Origin of the sequence: Cognatundibacterium jejuense, from assembly GCF_014284255.1 — a bacterium.
Lineage (GTDB): Bacteria > Pseudomonadota > Gammaproteobacteria > Burkholderiales > Burkholderiaceae_D > Undibacterium > Undibacterium jejuense.
The window spans coordinates 16,107-32,871 of record NZ_JACOFV010000018.1 but is presented as its reverse complement, the minus strand read 5'-3'; the positions used below and the strand labels follow the sequence as shown (position 1 = coordinate 32,871).

General features: G+C 45.3%; 13 protein-coding genes. 8 read left to right on the top strand and 5 right to left on the bottom strand.

Annotation, left to right across the window (positions count from 1 at the left end):
• Nucleotides 1–6 precede the first annotated feature (6 nt).
• Nucleotides 7–4,446 carry a two-partner secretion domain-containing protein gene (locus H8K32_RS17115; protein ID WP_186913779.1) on the top strand — a complete coding sequence of 1,480 codons (4,440 nt, stop codon included), beginning with the start codon at nucleotides 7–9 and terminating at the stop codon, nucleotides 4,444–4,446.
• Nucleotides 4,447–4,521: 75 nt separating this feature from the next.
• Here H8K32_RS17115 and H8K32_RS17110 read toward each other — a convergent pair whose 3' ends face one another.
• The 4 genes from H8K32_RS17110 to purM all read right to left on the bottom strand — a co-directional run bounded on the left by H8K32_RS17110 (nucleotide 4,522) and on the right by purM (nucleotide 9,014).
• A complete protein-coding gene (locus H8K32_RS17110) occupies nucleotides 4,522–5,559 on the bottom strand; it encodes a helix-turn-helix domain-containing protein (protein ID WP_186913778.1) in 1,038 nt (345 codons plus the stop codon).
• A 240-nt stretch (nucleotides 5,560–5,799) separates the two neighbouring features.
• Nucleotides 5,800–6,180: a lipid-binding SYLF domain-containing protein gene (locus H8K32_RS17105; protein WP_186913777.1), complete on the bottom strand. Its 381-nt coding sequence runs from the start codon at nucleotides 6,178–6,180 to the stop codon at nucleotides 5,800–5,802.
• Entirely contained in the window at nucleotides 6,177–7,607 is a 1,431-nt protein-coding gene (locus H8K32_RS17100) for a S41 family peptidase (protein WP_186913776.1), read from the bottom strand. The genes H8K32_RS17105 and H8K32_RS17100 overlap by 4 nt, the downstream gene beginning before the upstream one ends.
• A 363-nt stretch (nucleotides 7,608–7,970) precedes the next feature.
• The gene (purM, locus tag H8K32_RS17095) at nucleotides 7,971–9,014 is read right to left on the bottom strand and encodes a phosphoribosylformylglycinamidine cyclo-ligase (protein ID WP_186913775.1); all 1,044 of its coding nucleotides are present in this window, start codon (nucleotides 9,012–9,014) and stop codon (nucleotides 7,971–7,973) included.
• A gap of 159 nt (nucleotides 9,015–9,173) precedes the next feature.
• On the opposite strand from purM, the gene H8K32_RS17090 reads away from it, so the two are divergent.
• From H8K32_RS17090 to H8K32_RS17060, 7 genes are all read left to right on the top strand, one after another.
• Complete coding sequence (locus H8K32_RS17090) at nucleotides 9,174–10,259, top strand: AI-2E family transporter (RefSeq protein WP_186913774.1); 1,086 nt, start codon at nucleotides 9,174–9,176, stop codon at nucleotides 10,257–10,259.
• Complete coding sequence (gene hda / locus H8K32_RS17085; RefSeq protein ID WP_186913773.1) at nucleotides 10,256–10,927, top strand: DnaA regulatory inactivator Hda; 672 nt, start codon at nucleotides 10,256–10,258, stop codon at nucleotides 10,925–10,927. Before H8K32_RS17090 ends, hda begins: the two co-directional genes overlap by 4 nt.
• A 30-nt stretch (nucleotides 10,928–10,957) precedes the next feature.
• Entirely contained in the window at nucleotides 10,958–11,635 is a 678-nt protein-coding gene (locus H8K32_RS17080; protein WP_186913772.1) for a histidinol-phosphatase, read from the top strand.
• 10 nt (nucleotides 11,636–11,645) lie between these two features.
• Complete coding sequence (gene pcnB, locus H8K32_RS17075) at nucleotides 11,646–13,001, top strand: polynucleotide adenylyltransferase PcnB (protein ID WP_186913771.1); 1,356 nt, start codon at nucleotides 11,646–11,648, stop codon at nucleotides 12,999–13,001.
• Nucleotides 12,998–13,492, top strand: a complete 495-nt coding sequence (gene folK / locus H8K32_RS17070; protein WP_186913770.1) for a 2-amino-4-hydroxy-6-hydroxymethyldihydropteridine diphosphokinase — start codon at nucleotides 12,998–13,000, stop codon at nucleotides 13,490–13,492. The genes pcnB and folK overlap by 4 nt, the downstream gene beginning before the upstream one ends.
• A gap of 156 nt (nucleotides 13,493–13,648) precedes the next feature.
• On the top strand, nucleotides 13,649–14,461 hold the full coding sequence (gene panB, locus H8K32_RS17065) for a 3-methyl-2-oxobutanoate hydroxymethyltransferase (RefSeq protein ID WP_186913769.1): 813 nt from the start codon (nucleotides 13,649–13,651) through the stop codon (nucleotides 14,459–14,461).
• Between the two features lie 300 nt (nucleotides 14,462–14,761).
• Nucleotides 14,762–15,532: a TorF family putative porin gene (locus H8K32_RS17060; protein ID WP_186913768.1), complete on the top strand. Its 771-nt coding sequence runs from the start codon at nucleotides 14,762–14,764 to the stop codon at nucleotides 15,530–15,532.
• A 366-nt stretch (nucleotides 15,533–15,898) separates the two neighbouring features.
• Here the strand turns inward: H8K32_RS17060 and H8K32_RS17055 are convergent, their stop codons facing one another.
• The gene (locus H8K32_RS17055) at nucleotides 15,899–16,270 is read right to left on the bottom strand and encodes a hypothetical protein (protein WP_222613170.1); all 372 of its coding nucleotides are present in this window, start codon (nucleotides 16,268–16,270) and stop codon (nucleotides 15,899–15,901) included.
• Nucleotides 16,271–16,765 lie beyond the last annotated feature (495 nt).

Below are 16,765 nucleotides of genomic sequence, written 5' to 3'. Positions count from 1 at the left end.
AAAAAAATGAAAACTAAATCTAAGTATCAGTGGAAATTATCACAAACTAGTCGGGTCGCTGTTCTGATTGGTCTTGCCTGCCTCAGTATGCGCCCGGTAACCGCGCAAATTGTGACTACTGGTAGCACCTCAGTCAGAAATCAAAATGGCGTAGACATTGTCAATATTGTCGCACCAAATAGCCAGGGACTATCACATAACAAGTACACACAATACAACGTTGGTAAGCAAGGTGTGGTATTGAACAATGCAGTGCAATCCGGCCAATCACAGTTAGCAGGCCAATTAGGGGCAAACAGTAATTTCAACGGTAGTGCAGCCAAGGTGATTCTCAATGAAGTGATTAGTCAAAATCCCTCTCTGCTGCTTGGTAAGCAAGAAGTATTTGGCGTAGTCGCCGATTATGTACTCGCTAACCCTAATGGGATCACCTGCAATGGCTGCGGTTTTATCAATACACCGAGGGCATCCTTGATCGTAGGATCAGCCAACGTCAACAACGGTTCATTAACTGATTTTTCTGTTGGAGCGGGTGCAAATAAAAATGCGGTACTCAATGTGCAGGGTAACGTATCAGCCGGAAAAATTTTGGATCTGATCGCACCGAAAATTCAAATTTCGGCCAATATTAATACGGACCAAACTATTAATGTTTTCGCTGGTCGTAACAATATTGCTCTAAATGGGGATGATACTTTATCAATCAGAACTTTAACGGAACCACCACCTCCTCCCCCACCACCGGGACCAACCAAGGTTACCGTCTGTTTATTGGGAATCATATGTTGGGACGAAATTATTCCTGCACCGACCCCAGAGCCAAGCCCAACCCCACCCCAAAATCCAACAGCACAAGTGTTAGATGCTAGTATTTTTGGCAGTATGCAAACGGGAAAGATTCGTTTGTTTAATACAGATAACTCGGCGACTACAAAAATACAAGCACAATTAATTGGCAAAGAATTCATCAATACAGATATCGCAGGAAAACTTTCAATATCAGGCAGTCAATTACGGGCCGCAAATGCCGACATTAAGGCAGGTGATATTTTAATCGGCGCAATAGTCAACTCTGATAGCAAACAGACACAGGACCATAAAGATGGATTTCATGATCTGCTGACTTATTGGTCGCATGACACGAAGGATACAAGCACAACACAATCGGCAATTGGTACTGACATCGGGATTTCTGGCAATCTCAATATCCAGGCTAGAAATGGAAAATTAGAAGTGGACGCCACTAGTATGCAAGCTAATAATATTTCTTTGGGTGGCTCTCAAGGCGTGCGTATTGCAGGCGTGACTACAACTAACAGCACTTCGCACGAAGAAAAGTTCTGGTATGAGGGGTCAGATAACAGCACTGGCTTCAATAATATTTATCACTCCGAAGACAGCTATCATGGCTCCACGATCAATGCGAACAACATCAACATTAACTCCTACGGCACTGTTGAATTGGCTGGCGCGAAAGTTGCTGCTAATAATGGCATATTAATTAATGCAGATAGAGTAAATCTACTCAGCGAACTCACAAAAAAATCAGATAGTAGCGATAAAAAAGTCGATGCTATGATGCTCGTAGTGGTAAATAAAGAACAAGAAGACAGTAACTTTTACAAAGAAGTAAATCAACATGGTAGCACTGTGAGTGCCGGAGGGAATTTATATATCAACGGCAATAGCGGCATCGCTTCTGTTGGTACAAAAATGACCGGTAGTGCAGTTCAATTATCGGGGGCAAACTTATCCTTTGATCAGGCGATAAGCAGTGTGCAATCGGGTGATGCACATCATACCAATGGCATTTTGAATTCTCCTCAATATGCCCACTCAACAAGTAAGCTCGACGAAAAATCTCTGTTCTCTGAAATTACTGCCACGCAAGGTGATTTAAACGTAAACGGTTCAACTATTTCTCTCGTCGCCACGAATATGAAAGCAACAGGCAAAGCGACAGTCAATGCGAGTAACAGCCTGAAAATGAGTGGTGCAGATGAGGTCCATTCCACATTGGTTTCGGAATGGACTCCGTCGTTCGATTCCTATCTCATCCCCGATGGTGCGACACCACAAGTGTCGACAGATCTACCCAAAACCTTCGCTGAATTCGCCAATTTAATTTTAAACAATGATGGTGGTTGGCAATGGCGTATAGGTGCCAGATTTAATGGCAACACGCATGATCTCATCAACAAAACGATCAATCGTAATGGCAGCAGAATTGCCAGTAACGGTGACATCAATATCAATGGTGGCAATCAACTGATTGTCGCTGGTAGCAGTATCAGCTCAGTAACTGGCAATGCCAACGTGAAAGCACAAAATATTTCTCTAAGTGCAGAACATAACGCCGTCATTCATGAAGACAATAAAAAGACTGACGGTATCGGCCCTTATTTCACGTTTGGACTAGACCGGATTGGTGCAGGTGTCGATCTCGTCACCTTCCAAAATAACGTCAAAGATGAAACTGACAAAGCGCAAATTTCATCTATTCAAAGTAAAGGAAACACCATTATCAACGCGGCCCAAAGCCTGAATAATCAGGGGGGTGCACTGATCGCGGGAAATCATCTGACGGTCAATGCCAACGATATTGCCAACAGTAATGCCAGTGATTTCAACATCCATACCGTGGTATTAGCTGACCTTGGAATTGAAGCAGAGGTATTTGCTAATCTTAATCCCCAGGTCGGTGCACGTGTCGCCGTATTTGGCGATCTGGAAGTCAAACGAGACATCAATGGAAAATCAGTTGCAAGTCGCATGGAAGGGACTGATATTGCAATTTCAGCAAATAATTCCATCATGGACATAGGTACGAGCTACAAGACGCCAGGTAACATCAATATCAACTCCAGCGGGACCTATCTAAGTAAAGAGGCAGAGAATCTGCAAATGCATATAGACGACAAAGCGCGAGGAAAATTTGAAGTACAAGTCTATACCACAACGTTTGACGATATCGCGATCAAAGGTATTGTGTCAGGCCAATTGAACCATACTGATACGGGCACAACACAAGCGGTCAAAACAAATTTTAATGCGGCTAATTTAAATATCAATGCATCAAATAGCCTCACGAGTTCTGCCGATGTTGCAGTGACAAATAACGTCAACTTTTCTTCTAACAACCTGACCAACATCAGTTTTGCCAATGATCGCTCCTGGGAAAATGACGGGGGTTTCAATGCAACTGTCGGCGTCGGCGTTGATCTGATCTTTGATGGGCCAGGTGGCGTTATTCCTGTACCAATGATTAATCTGGCAGGTGGATTTAACTATAAAAAAATAGCCGATACCAAATCAGTTGCAGCCAACATTAGCGGCGGCAATATCTTTATCAATGGTGGCAACAAAGCGTGGGTACAAGGTGCAAACATCACGACACCGGGTGACCTTACAATCAAAGGGCCATTGGCATGGTATGACCGTGCTTACGATACACATCATGCTGAAGGTGTGGCAATCGATGGCAGTTTTGACTTTCAATTTCAAATTGGAAAAAACTTTAAGTTCGGCGTCACTGCTGATCTTGATTTTATTGATGAAAGCGGCACTGTTGGTCATGGTGGAACAGTCAATGCGAAGTCGATGAACGTCCTTGCGAATGCCAAAGATACAGGGGCTCTGTTAGCGGGAACCAAGATCGATGCTGATAGCGTTACCGTTATTAATAGGATCGGGGACGTCAACTTAATCGCTGCACAAGGAGACTCTTATGTCGCCGACTTTGGTGGTGGTTTTGAGTTTGGGATTGGCGTGGGAAAAGGATTGGAGAGTCTGAAAGCAGGTGGTAGAGTTGATCTCACTTTTGACAATCAACACACCAACGATATCGGTGCAATTTCAGCAAAAAATATCAATTTAACGGCGGGTAACAACCTGACTCTACAAGGCACAAGTATCACTGCGAACACTTTGTCTGGCAGCGTTGGTAAAGACTTAACCATAACCTCCGCTGTTGATCGTGAAAATAAGTTCCGTTTATTAGTCGACGTTGCTCTCGGTGGCTCACCTAAACCTATTAAAACTGCTCAGGATGGAGCAAATGCGGTACGAGACAATCTTCTCAATGGTGATATTTTTGGCTTTGCTGGTCACGCGATATTTGATGGTCAGTTCATCGACTACTTACATACCAATAAGAGCTTGATTAACATTGCCAAGCTTGATTTGCCAGTGGGTGGTAACGTAATGGTTCAAGCTGCGTCGGTCAATTCAGGCGGCGGCAGCAACTTTGCTTCTGCGCCTGTCAGTACGGGAAGCAATTTCGATAAAGATCACCGTTTAGCACTGGCATTTGATGTCAATAGCAATATTTTCAAAATGGTGCAGCAGGGAATCAAGGATATCAACGCCGGAAAAACGCCGTGGATACAAGCTTCTGCTACCTGGACTGATGATGTAGTTACAAGCTACATCAATCTCAAACAGTAATTCTTCTTCATAACCATGATACTGCATTCATACGTCAGGAATTTTTGAATGCCGTGTTTGATTTATAAAACGCGTTCAGGATTGATTCCGCCGTCGGTATTCACTTGGTGTATCGGTATACCATCGGCGGAAGGTGCGACTAAAATTGGTAGGATCTTGATACCCAAGACGCATTGCAATGACTTCAACCGATTCATCCGTATTTCGCAAGTACCAACAAGCCAACTGTTTGTGGTTAGCGTCAAGCAACTCCTTAAAACTCGTTCCCTCTTCTTTTAACTTACGCATTAAGGTACGACTTGATACGCACAAATGGCTCGCAACATGTGACAGATCAGGCATACGATCAGTCGTCAGATCAACTCGTTTGAGAAGATCCGCAACACGCAATGCAAATGACTGCTTACGTCCTGATAAACTTTGATTCTTGCGTTCGCATTCGTACAAAGACATATTCAGGACTTCAGTATCGGAAGTAATGCAAACCTGAGTTAACATTTCTATCGGAAAATGAAAGGCAAGATTATCGTAACCAAAACGTACCTGGCAAGGACTAAACTGACGATAAACATCGGACCACATTTTTTCTGAAAAAGGCATATCAACAACTATTTTATTTAAATTTGTAGCGATGACCGATTGAAAACCTCGTACTAAAGTAGCAAATATCGATTCGAAAAAAAATTGACTCGCATCACCTAAATGAATTCGTTCAGAGATGATTAACTTGCCTTCCATCTCATTTTCAACATAGCGAAATATAAACGCGTCTGCACGCAAATGACCATATTGTGCAATTACTGTTAAAGCTTCTCTGAGGTTTTCGCAGGCAGCTGCAGCATGTCCTACCGCACCGTGCGAGGCAGAGTCGCCTTCCTGCCCAAATTCCAGGCCTAACCACGGACAAAAAAGTAATCGTTTAGCTTCTTTAATAAACCTTGCGTAGAATTTGATATCAATCATACCGTCCGCAATGCTGATCTGCTCAAGAGTCAGTCCAGACACACTCAGTACCTTGAGAGCGTCAACATCACGGGCCAAAAGTTGGGAATAAGTGCGTCGTACATAAGACGAATGCACGTAATAAATTTCCAATTTTTGGTGCACTGTCATTGTTGACTCCACTAAATTTCTTTAAGGAATTTTAAATGACTCTATTTGCACCAATCAACTGTGGAAACAAAATACAACGTAAAGTAACAAAAAATATCAATATGATAGATAATTTTCCACTTCATCAGTGATACTGGTGGAATTTTGACTTTGTAATGTTGGCGCATGATCGACACTTTTAATAAAAAAAACCTCTGTAAATTCGATACAGAGGTTCTTTTGGAATTGCCATTTGCCAATCTATTTCACATGACATTGCACCTGGTGCAGAGACTCACTGCGCCCAGTGTTCAGATCAATTAGGAGGCATTGATTTGCTCGCTTAAGTAAACGAACCCTGTGCGGCATCTCAATATCTCGCCCTTGTATCAGATCGCCTTGCGGATTGCGTTGATGACGGCGTTCCAATACAACGTCGCTGTCTTGCATCCAGTCCTTCTCGGACAACAGAACATCGCTAAAACCACTGACCTTGGCTGTAACCTCTTGCAGCTCCTGCAAGGCGAGCTGGCTAGCATTGCTTAACAAAGCTGGCCGCTCTTCCGGCGTTGCACCACCTGACTGGCACGCTGTTAAGGCAATGACAGTCAATGTGTGTAACAAGACCCGGTGTGTTCTCATATACCAGGTTTAGGTGTAACGATTCGCATTTCCTGACTTTGCGGACGAATTAAATTGAATTTAAGTGCATCGAATCCAGTTACAGTTGTACTGGTCACATTCGCCGGGCAAACATTGGTCAGACGATAGTTGAGCGCTGTTTTTAACATGGTCTCAGAAGGATCGCCACGCAAATGAGTGAAATCGTCCGGAGCATTGCATGTTGGTGCAAAGCCATCCGCATAATCACCATAGCCGATGTTATTTTGACCTTTGAACTGAATTGAAAAATAAGTGTAAGAACAGTTATCCTGCGGCACAAAACCATATGGCTTACCACGTGTTGTCGCACCGATTAAATCAACTTTTACACCAACGCCACGTAAGCTGTTAATGATAGATTCACTTGCAGATGCCGTTCCTCCCGTCACCAACAAAGTAACATGATTCAACCCCAGAGTTGGCAAGGCTTGATTCGTCGTACTTGATGAATAAAATGGGTAGATTTGATTTTTCGATGTTAACTTATCGTTGTAAGTGAGTTGTTCGAAAATTTTGTTAGAAGTGATCGTCGGACCAGCAATCATGTACGCCAACTCACTGGCAATATATAGCAGACCGCCACCGTTATAACGAAGATCGATGACGAGATCAGTAACACCCGCGGCTTTCAATTGGCTAATCGCACTCATTAATTCGGCTTCGGATTTTTGAATGTGTGTATCGAAAGCAAAGTAGCCAACAGCACCATTTGCAGTTTGAATCGTGCTCACGTTTTTGACAGTAGCAACAGTATAAGTTGCAGGTGTCATGGTGACTGGTGATTTTCCGCTGAATCCTATGGTATGCGCAGCCAATTTGCTTGGAAATAAACCTTCGTTAAGAATGTTGATACCGGCCTGAGTATTATCATTGACCAAATCAACTCCATCCACCGTCAATACTTTGTCGCCACGTTTTACGCCAGCAAGTGCTGCAGGTGATCCACTGGCAACTTCAGCTGCAATAAATACTCTTGGAGGCACCAGTGATTGTGCTGCCCACTGAACGCCATAGTCCTGCGAAATACCAGAAGAAGCCGCATTCCAGGATGCCGTCGTTTGAGACCAGTGAAATTGATCAACAGGTTTGCCAGATGCAGTGGTTAAAGGGGTTTTAAGCGCATCAAAATATGTTTGTGGCGTCGCATAACTAGCTGGAACCAGATTGGCCGGAACATCTTTATACCAAAGATAAGTTTCATCCACAAAAGAGCGCAAATAAGCTTTTTCTGTATCGGCTGAACCTTGAACATCGGATGTATTAGGGCGCGGAGCAGCGCATTGATTCGCCAGGCTAGAGGAAGGCGGTAATACGTTTGAAGCTACGGAACCTCCTGAACTGCTACCACCGCCTCCGCCACATGCAGCAAGGATACTGACCAAACTTAAAGAAAGAATTTTTTTCATTTTAATTTTTCAAAAACAAGTTTCACAATAGCAGCAAAATGCTTTCTGCCTATCCATCAACCTCATCCAACTGAACGATCAGGTAGTTTATTTTAATACAACACTTAATTATTATTTATTTTATTTTTTCGCTTAGAGGATTAACCCTAGCTACCACAATATAAATTGCGGTCAGGCAGGACATAACTGCAGTAGGTGTCGAAAAAAGCCACGAAAATCACCAGCCCTCTGAAAGATCAGAAATAACATCAGTGCCAATCAATGCTATCAGCCATTTTTTATTTGTAGAAGACATTTTTGGGCGCAAAAAAAACGCTGCACTTTAATCAAAAAGTGCAGCGTCTCGAATGACAAAAATAAAAATCAGACGACGATCGTTGGGTGCTCGTTACCTTCACGTGCACGGATTTCACCGATACGTGAAACCGTCTCACCCGAGGCTGCCAGATGGGCAATTGCAGCATCCGCATTGTCGGCAGAAACAATCACAACCATCCCGATACCGCAGTTAAATACACGGTGCATTTCTGCGTCAGCAACGCCGCCGTGTTGTTGCAGCCAGGTGAAAAGTGGTGGCATGACCCAACCATCTTTGTGCAAGACGGCTGTTAATTTATCGCCCAAAACGCGTGGTACGTTTTCAACCAAACCGCCGCCAGTAATATGAGCCATACCTTTGATTTCGATCGCTTCCATCAGCGCCAGCAACGGTTTAACGTAAATGCGGGTTGGTGCCATCAATGCATCACCCAGCGTACGGCCATGGAAATCAGCGTTCAGATCGGGCTGAGCAACTTCGATGATTTTGCGTACAAGAGAGAAACCGTTTGAATGGATACCTGAAGAAGCCAGACCGAGGATGACGTCGCCTGGTTGGATTTTGCTGCCATCGATAATTTTAGATTTTTCTACCGCGCCGACCGCAAAACCAGCCAGATCATACTCGCCATCTGGGTACATAGATGGCATTTCGGCAGTTTCACCACCAATCAATGCGCATCCAGCTTGTTCGCAACCAGCGGCAACGCCTTTGATGACGTCAGTTGCTGTAGCAACATCCAACTTACCGCAGGCAAAATAATCAAGGAAGAACAAAGGTTCTGCACCTTGTACCAGAATATCATTGACACTCATCGCAACCAGATCGATACCAACGGTGTCATGTTTATTCAGATGAAAAGCCAGCTTCAATTTAGTACCGACACCGTCCGTACCAGAAACCAACACTGGTTCTTTGTATTTTTTGCTGACTTCGAACATTGCACCGAAGCCACCAATACCTGCCATCACGCCTTCGCGCATGGTTCGTTTAGCAAAAGGTTTGATGGCATCGACGAGGGCGTCGCCAGCAACCATATCGACACCAGCGTCGGCGTAAGAGAGAGAAACAGAGGTAGGAGTGCTCATGATAGTCGTCAGTAGGGGCTTGAGGCGGTAAAATAGAGGAATTGCCAGAAAACTCCGGCAAAAACGCTATTTTAACAAAATGACCGCGGCTTGACCTATATTTGGACAAGACCTCATCAACACATCAGCAAATAATTTTATAAGCGAACAGTCAATACGATGTCACTCTCTATTACAACCGAGCAAAAACAAACCCTGCTATGGCTGGCGACAGGATGCGCACTATTGGTCTTGTTCTCTATGCTGGGTCCGGTTCTGATGCCGTTTATTGTGTCGGCGACAATTGCCTATGTGCTCAATCCCTGGCTTGATCGTCTGTGTGCGCTACGTATCGGGCGCTTGCGCTTGCCGCGCTCGGTAGCGGCAACATTATTGATCGTGTTGTTTATTGCGCTGGTACTGGGCTTAATTTTCGTCATCGTCCCGATATTAAAACGGGAGATACCGCAATTACAAGATGAAATTCCGCTGTTTTTGGACAGATTAGACCAGTTTCTCGGGCCAAAGCTGGCAGAATACGGCTACAACATCAAACTCGACAGCACCGGCATTAAAGCATTATTAAGTGAACAATTTGCCGGAAGCAGTGATGTTATCGGTAAAGCCATCTTGTCTTCTATCCGCGTTGGCGGTACGGCAGTCATCGGCATGGTTGCAAATCTGTTGTTAATTCCCATCGTTTTATTTTATTTATTGCTGGACTGGCACGCTTTGATTGAACGCTCGGCACAATTTATTCCACGTCGCTGGACGCATCGAGCGACCACCGCGTTATTAGAAGTAGACGATATCCTTGCGCAATATTTGCGCGGACAACTGTTAGTGATGCTGGTATTGGCAATTTACTATTCCGCTGCATTGAGTATCGCGCGCTTTGACTTGGCATTACCAGTGGGCATTATTACCGGATTTTTGGTCTTTATTCCATATCTGGGTTTTGGTCTGGGTCTGGTGCTGGCATTAATCGGGGCTGTATTACAATTTGATGGCGCGCATGGATTGATTGCAGTCGCGATCATTTACGGTATCGGTCAGACACTGGAATCTTTTTTCCTGACGCCGCGCTTAGTCGGCGAACGCATAGGTTTGCACCCTCTAACTGTCATTTTTGCCTTAATGGCATTTGGACAATTATTTGGCTTTATCGGCATACTGGTTGCCCTACCCGCATCAGCGGTCGTATCGGTAGCAGTCAAACATCTGCGCGCCTCGTATTTTAATAGTCCTTTTTATCGACAGTCATGAGGCAATTACTTTTAGATCTGGATGCACAAAAACTGCCATCCCTGACTACCTTCGTGGTTGGTCAAAATGCCGAACTGGCGCAATTATTGGGATTATTTTCTCAACGCATCGCTAGCCAGTACGGCGAACGTTCCGTCTATATCTGGGGTGAAGCCGGTGCTGGGAAAACGCATTTATTGCATGCACTGGCCGATCATAACGAATCACGTTACATTCCCGCTAACGCCCCTGAAAGCGCATTTGATTTTAGTGAAGCGGTAAGTTTGTATTTATTAGATGACTGCCACTTGCTGTCACCTTTGAATCAGATTGCGGCATTTAATCTCTTCAATGAAGCGCGTGCTCATGGTGGCTTTCTGGTCGCAACCGGCAATCATCCACCGATGATTTTGAATGTACGCGACGATTTGCGTACGCGCTTTGGTTGGGGCCTGATTTATCAGTTACACGGGCTGACAGACGAAGATAAAATTGATGCCTTAGAACGAGCAGCCAACGCCAGAGGGATTCAATTGTCCGCTGGCGTGTTACCCTATTTAATTACCCATTACCAACGCGACATGAGCTCGTTATCAGACATGCTGGACCAGCTCGACCATTATTCTCTGGTCACCAAGCGTCCGATCACCTTGCCGCTGTTGCGTGAACTCATGCTGCAGCAACCCTGACAATGAACCAGACTATTTTGCAGACTATTTATGCGTCAATTAGCTTTATTTGATCTCGACCACACGCTGATACCAATTGATTCAGATTATGAATGGGGTCAATTTTTATGCCGTATCGGCGCCGTCGATGCCGAAGCATTTGCCCACCGCAATGCCGATTTTTTTGCGCAATATCAGGCTGGCACTTTAGATCCTGTCGAATATCTGGAATTTGCCTTAAGAACGCTGTCGCAATTCAAACGCCCGCAGCTCGATGAGTTTCATGCGCAGTTTATGCAAGAGGTGATACAACCTGCCTTGCTACCTGCAGCATTTGATCTATTGAAAAAACATCAGGACCAGGGTGATCTGATTGCAATCATCACTGCTACCAACCGTTTTGTGACAACTCCCATTGCCGCCGCCTTAGGAGTAGAACATTTATTAGCAGCAGAGCCAGAGCTGGACACACATCTCAATGTCACTGGTAAATTGATTGGCGTACCTACTTCTGGCTCTGGCAAAGTCGTCCATCTGCATGATTGGTTGCGCCAGCGTGATCAACAACTCAGTGATTTTAGTCATAGCTATTTTTACAGCGACTCGCACAACGATATACCTCTGCTTGAGGTTGTAACCCATCCGGTCGCCACCAATCCAAACGCCAAACTCAGTGCTCATGCACAAGCGCGCGGATGGCCTCAAATTAACCTGTTTCATCAGCAATAATTCGCAAGCAATGATTAAGAAATTTATCCGCAAAATACTCGGTGTAAAAAATTCCGCCGAGTCTGGCAAAGCTAATCCTAAGCCATCCGTGTTGACCGCCAAAGAGCATGGCATCAACCCCAAATTGGTATCAGCCAACGCCATCCGCGTCACGCAGACTTTACAAGAGAACGGTTTTAAAGCCTTTATCGTTGGCGGCGCGGTGCGTGACTTGCTGACCGGCGTCAAGCCAAAAGATTTCGATATTGCGACCAATGCGACTCCAGAGCAGGTAAAGCGTTTGTTCCGTCGCGCCTTCATCATCGGTCGCCGCTTTCAGATCGTCCACGTCATGTTTGGTCAGGATTTGCTCGAAGTAACAACCTTCCGCGGGCCGTCTAATGACGCGGCCCCCAAAGATGAACATGGGCGCGTATTGCGCGACAATACGTTCGGTGAACAGCATGAAGACGCAGCGCGTCGCGATTTCACGATTAACGCGATGTACTACGATCCGGCTTCTCAAACGGTGTTCGACTATCACGGCGGCATTAAAGATATCCGTAAAAAAACATTGCGCATCATCGGCGTTCCTGAGGCACGTTATCGTGAAGATCCAGTACGCATGCTGCGCGTGGTTCGCTTTGCGGCAAAACTGCAATTTGAAATTGATGCCGCAACCCGTGCTCCTATCGCAGTAATGGCGCCGTTGATTAACAATGTGCCAGCCGCTCGCGTATTTGATGAAATGTTGAAACTGCTGACCAGCGGACACGCGATGGCATGTTTACAGCAACTGCGTAAAGAAGGCTTGCACCACGGCTTGATGCCGCTGTTGGACGTGGTGATGGAACAACCGTTGGGTGAGAAATTTGTCACACTTTCACTCGCCAATACCGACGAACGTGTACAACAAGGCAAACCAGTTTCGCCGAGCTTCTTATTTGCATCCTTGTTGTGGCATCAAGTGTTAGAAAAATGGGATGCTTACAAAGCCGCGGGTGAATTCCCTATCCCGGCCTTGCATCTGGCCGCCGATGATGTGTTGAATGCGCAAACAGATGCCTTGGCTATACAACGCAAAATCGGCGCGGATATGCGTGATATCTGGGCTATGCAACCACGTTTTGAAAAACGCGTCGGTAAAACACCCCACAAAATGCTGGAACATCAGCGTCTGCGCGCAGGCTATGATTTCTTGCTACTACGCTGCGCCAGCGGTGAAATTGATGCTGAAATCGGTGAATGGTGGACCGGTTTCATCAACGGCGATGCTGAACAGCGTGAAAAGCTCATCAACACTAAGCCTAAAGCGAGTGGCGCACCTGCCGCAAAAAAACGTAAGCCGCGCCGACGTGCGCCCAATAAGGCAAAAGCCGAAGAATGATTAAATCGTACATTGGCATCGGTGCCAATCTGGGTAATGCACGGGAAACCGTGCGAGAGGCAATTGACCAGCTTGCTCGCACAGCCGGATGCAGGCTCATGACTGCATCCTCCTTGTACAGCAGCGCACCAATCGATTCGAGCGGCGACGACTACGTTAATGCGGTCGTCGAGTTACAAACAAGTCTGAGTGCGCAAAGTCTGCTGGAGGCCTTGCAAGCGATAGAACTGATATTTGGTCGTGAACGCCCGTATCGTAACGCCCCACGCACACTGGATCTGGACGTATTACTCTACGGCACAGAAAAGATAGCCACCGAAACCCTGACCGTGCCGCATCCGCGCATGACCGAACGTGCGTTTGTGCTGCTACCTTTAGTGCAAATTGCACCAGATATTAGTATTCCAGAACACGGAAAAGCAGCTGATTTAATCGATAGCGTCAGGGATCAGGTGATTTTTCAATTAGCAGATAGCGAAGTAATGCCTTAATAGCAAAAATAGAATTTGAGTTAGACTGCGCAACACGAGTGCACGGCTTGACTCATGAATGTCAAGTCAATAATAAAATCGTAGTCTGAGGTTATGGTGGAGACCAAACCAGCTGTCACAAAAAATCAAATGGCAGCATCACCTTTGGAGAAAAGAATGGCTGAATATTTACAAGATCGTAAAGCTGTCAGTGTTCCTGGCTTACAGAACATGAGAGTTCAGGGCGAGAAAATCACCATGTTGACTTGTTATGACGCGAGTTTCGCAGCACTCATGGATCGCTGTGGTGTCGATATTTTATTGATAGGCGACTCCCTCGGTATGGTTTGCCAGGGCCACGATTCAACGTTGCCAGTGACGGTTACGGATATTGCCTACCACACAGCAGCAGTGGCGCGCGGCAATAAAAAGGCAGCGATCGTCGCGGACATGCCTTTTGGCAGCTATGGAACACCAGAGACAGCCTACCAAAACGCCGTCCAATTAATACAAGCCGGGGCGCAAATGGTCAAATTAGAAGGTGGTAACTGGCTAGCACCGACGATCAAATTTCTGACCGAACGCGCAATTCCGGTTTGCGCACATCTAGGCCTGACGCCACAGTCTGTCAATGTATTAGGTGGCTATAAAGTACAAGGGAAAACCGACGCCACCGCAGGTTTGCTCAAAATGGAAGCCTTGGCAGTACAAGCCGCAGGTGCCAGTTTGCTGGTTTTAGAAGCAATTCCAGCAACTTTGGGTAAAGAAGTGACTGATAGTTTAGATATACCTACTATCGGCATAGGCGCTGGTGTTGATTGTTCTGGTCAGGTGTTGGTCATGCACGACCTGCTTGGTGTTTTCCCGGGTCGTAAAGCACGCTTCGTGAAAAATTTCATGGAAGGTCAAACCAATATCGACGCCGCAGTATTGGCCTATGTTGCAGCAGTAAAAGACAAAACCTTCCCTGCACCTGAACACTGTTTTTAACACCCCAACTACTAACTGCGCCCAGAGCGCAATAAAAATTGCCCCACCCTGAAAATGAGGCCGGGGCAATTTTTTAATCTTTTCAACACTTAGTCAGCTAAAAAATATTTCCAAAATGAAATTTTTGGATCAGGAACCGACATTTTTGGCACAATTTCACTCGTTGATGCTTTTTTTACAAATCCAGGTTTACGCGATCTATACATTCACCTAGACTATCTTTGCACCGTTTTTACACCTTCACCGTTATTCTGACCACTATCAAGTCGCCATGTTGGCGGCGATAAAAAGGAAGATCACATGAAGAAAAATATCCTGTTTTTGAGCGTCATTGCTACTCTCATTTCCTCTGGCGCTGCATTTGCAGATGAAGTTAAACCAGATAACGAAGTTACTTTCAACGCCAGCCTGGCAAGCGACTATCGCTATCGTGGCATCTCTCAAACACGTTTAGACCCAGCATTACAAGGTGGGGCAGACTACACCAACAATCCAACTGGCTTGTACGCTGGTACCTGGTTGTCGACAATCAAATGGATTTCTGACACACCAGGTGCTGGCAGTACACCTGCAGAATGGGATATCTACGCTGGTAAACGCGGTGAAGTAACAAAAGACATCTCTTATGACGTCGGCGTACTGGGCTACGTCTATGTCAACAACAACATGACCAATGTTGGTGCTAAAGATGCGAATACTCTAGAAATCTACGGTCAACTTGGTTACGGTCCTGCGTATATCAAATACTCTCACGCAGTAACACCATTGTTCGGTATCGTTGACAGTAAAAACAGCGGCTACCTGGACGCAGGTGCAAATATCGAAATCAGCGAAGGTTTAACACTGAACCTGCACGTTGGTTACCAAAAAGTACAAGGCATGAACTCCAGCGCTGCAACTTACACTGACTACAAAGTCGGCGTCAGCAAAGAATTTAAACAATTGGGCGGCGTTGTCGTCAGCCTCGCTGCTGTCGGTACCAATGCAGACAAAACATTCTATGCTTCTCCTGCGAATGGCAAATTCATGGGTAAAAACAGCGCAGTATTGATGGCTACAAAAACCTTCTAATTGAGTCGCTCCAGGAATCAAAACAAGGTAGGGTTCTCATCCCTACCTTGTTTATTTTTTTAAAATTATTATCTGCTCACAATCCGTTCATCCCTGGTATGCCAATTTGCGTTCTCATCACTTTTGGCAACAAAGCTACCCCCTCGGGCTCGAGGTAAAACCTTAGCGCCACAACTCTCTCAGTTGTCTTTCATCAGATATGAGTTCGGGTTACCACGAACTACGAAAGCGCATAAAGAACGGACAATCAACATCATGAAAACGGTTCTTTATTCAGGCAATATTTACACGATCGTTTCAATTCGGTTTGGGTTCAAATCAACTGATTGCATTTCGGCGAACCAGTGAAAGTAATCCAATTTGAATTTATCGACGCAGGCTAGCCATGACGGGCAATCCATTCGCGCCCACTGCAATAAAAACCTCGCCGCTAGCAACGCCTTTGTCGTCGCGCTCAAGATGAATTTTGAGTTGTTTGTCCACCGATACAAAAGTGCTTTTTCCTGCAGTAACGAGACGATGACGCACCTCGTCTGTACCCAGACTCGCGTAAAACAACATTCCACGTTTGACGATTTTTAATGTATCTCCATTTGAGAGATCGTATACGCCCACATACTCCAATGCCATGGCCGGATCCATACGCAATGAAGGCACAGGTAATTCTATGGATTGCACAATAGCGCCTGCACTAACATTATCGGCAGCGGATGCAAGCTGCTGGGTCGATGCCAACACGATAGCGCTCAAAACAATAGTAATAAATTTGACATGATGTGTCCTTATCTCTGCGTAGAAAGAGTCAATTGATGAATCGAATTTTCGAAAAATAATTTTTCGGCCGTCATTCTTCAGCTATGAATAAGCGCCACATCGAATGACGACCGAAGCATAGGCAATTTACATTTTGAGTAATAGGTCAATGCGACAAACCGCAATTTTTGGTGGATGAAATGAACTTATCGCGGGCTGAATATGTAGTGATTCAGTTGGATTTTTTTGAAAACGATACAACAAGCTGAAACACGAGTACAAGCCTGAGTACGACCGCATTTTTATGGCTTTTTACGGATTGAATCTACCTGACACACCGCCATTCCGTGTGTTTTGAGCAGAGTCCCGCGTCTTTTTATGAGCACTGAACGAGTCTGATTTTTTGTCTTTTCTAAAATGAATAGCTGAAATCTGAACACGGTACGTATTTAGGTATTCGATGTAATTGCCAGGCAAAAA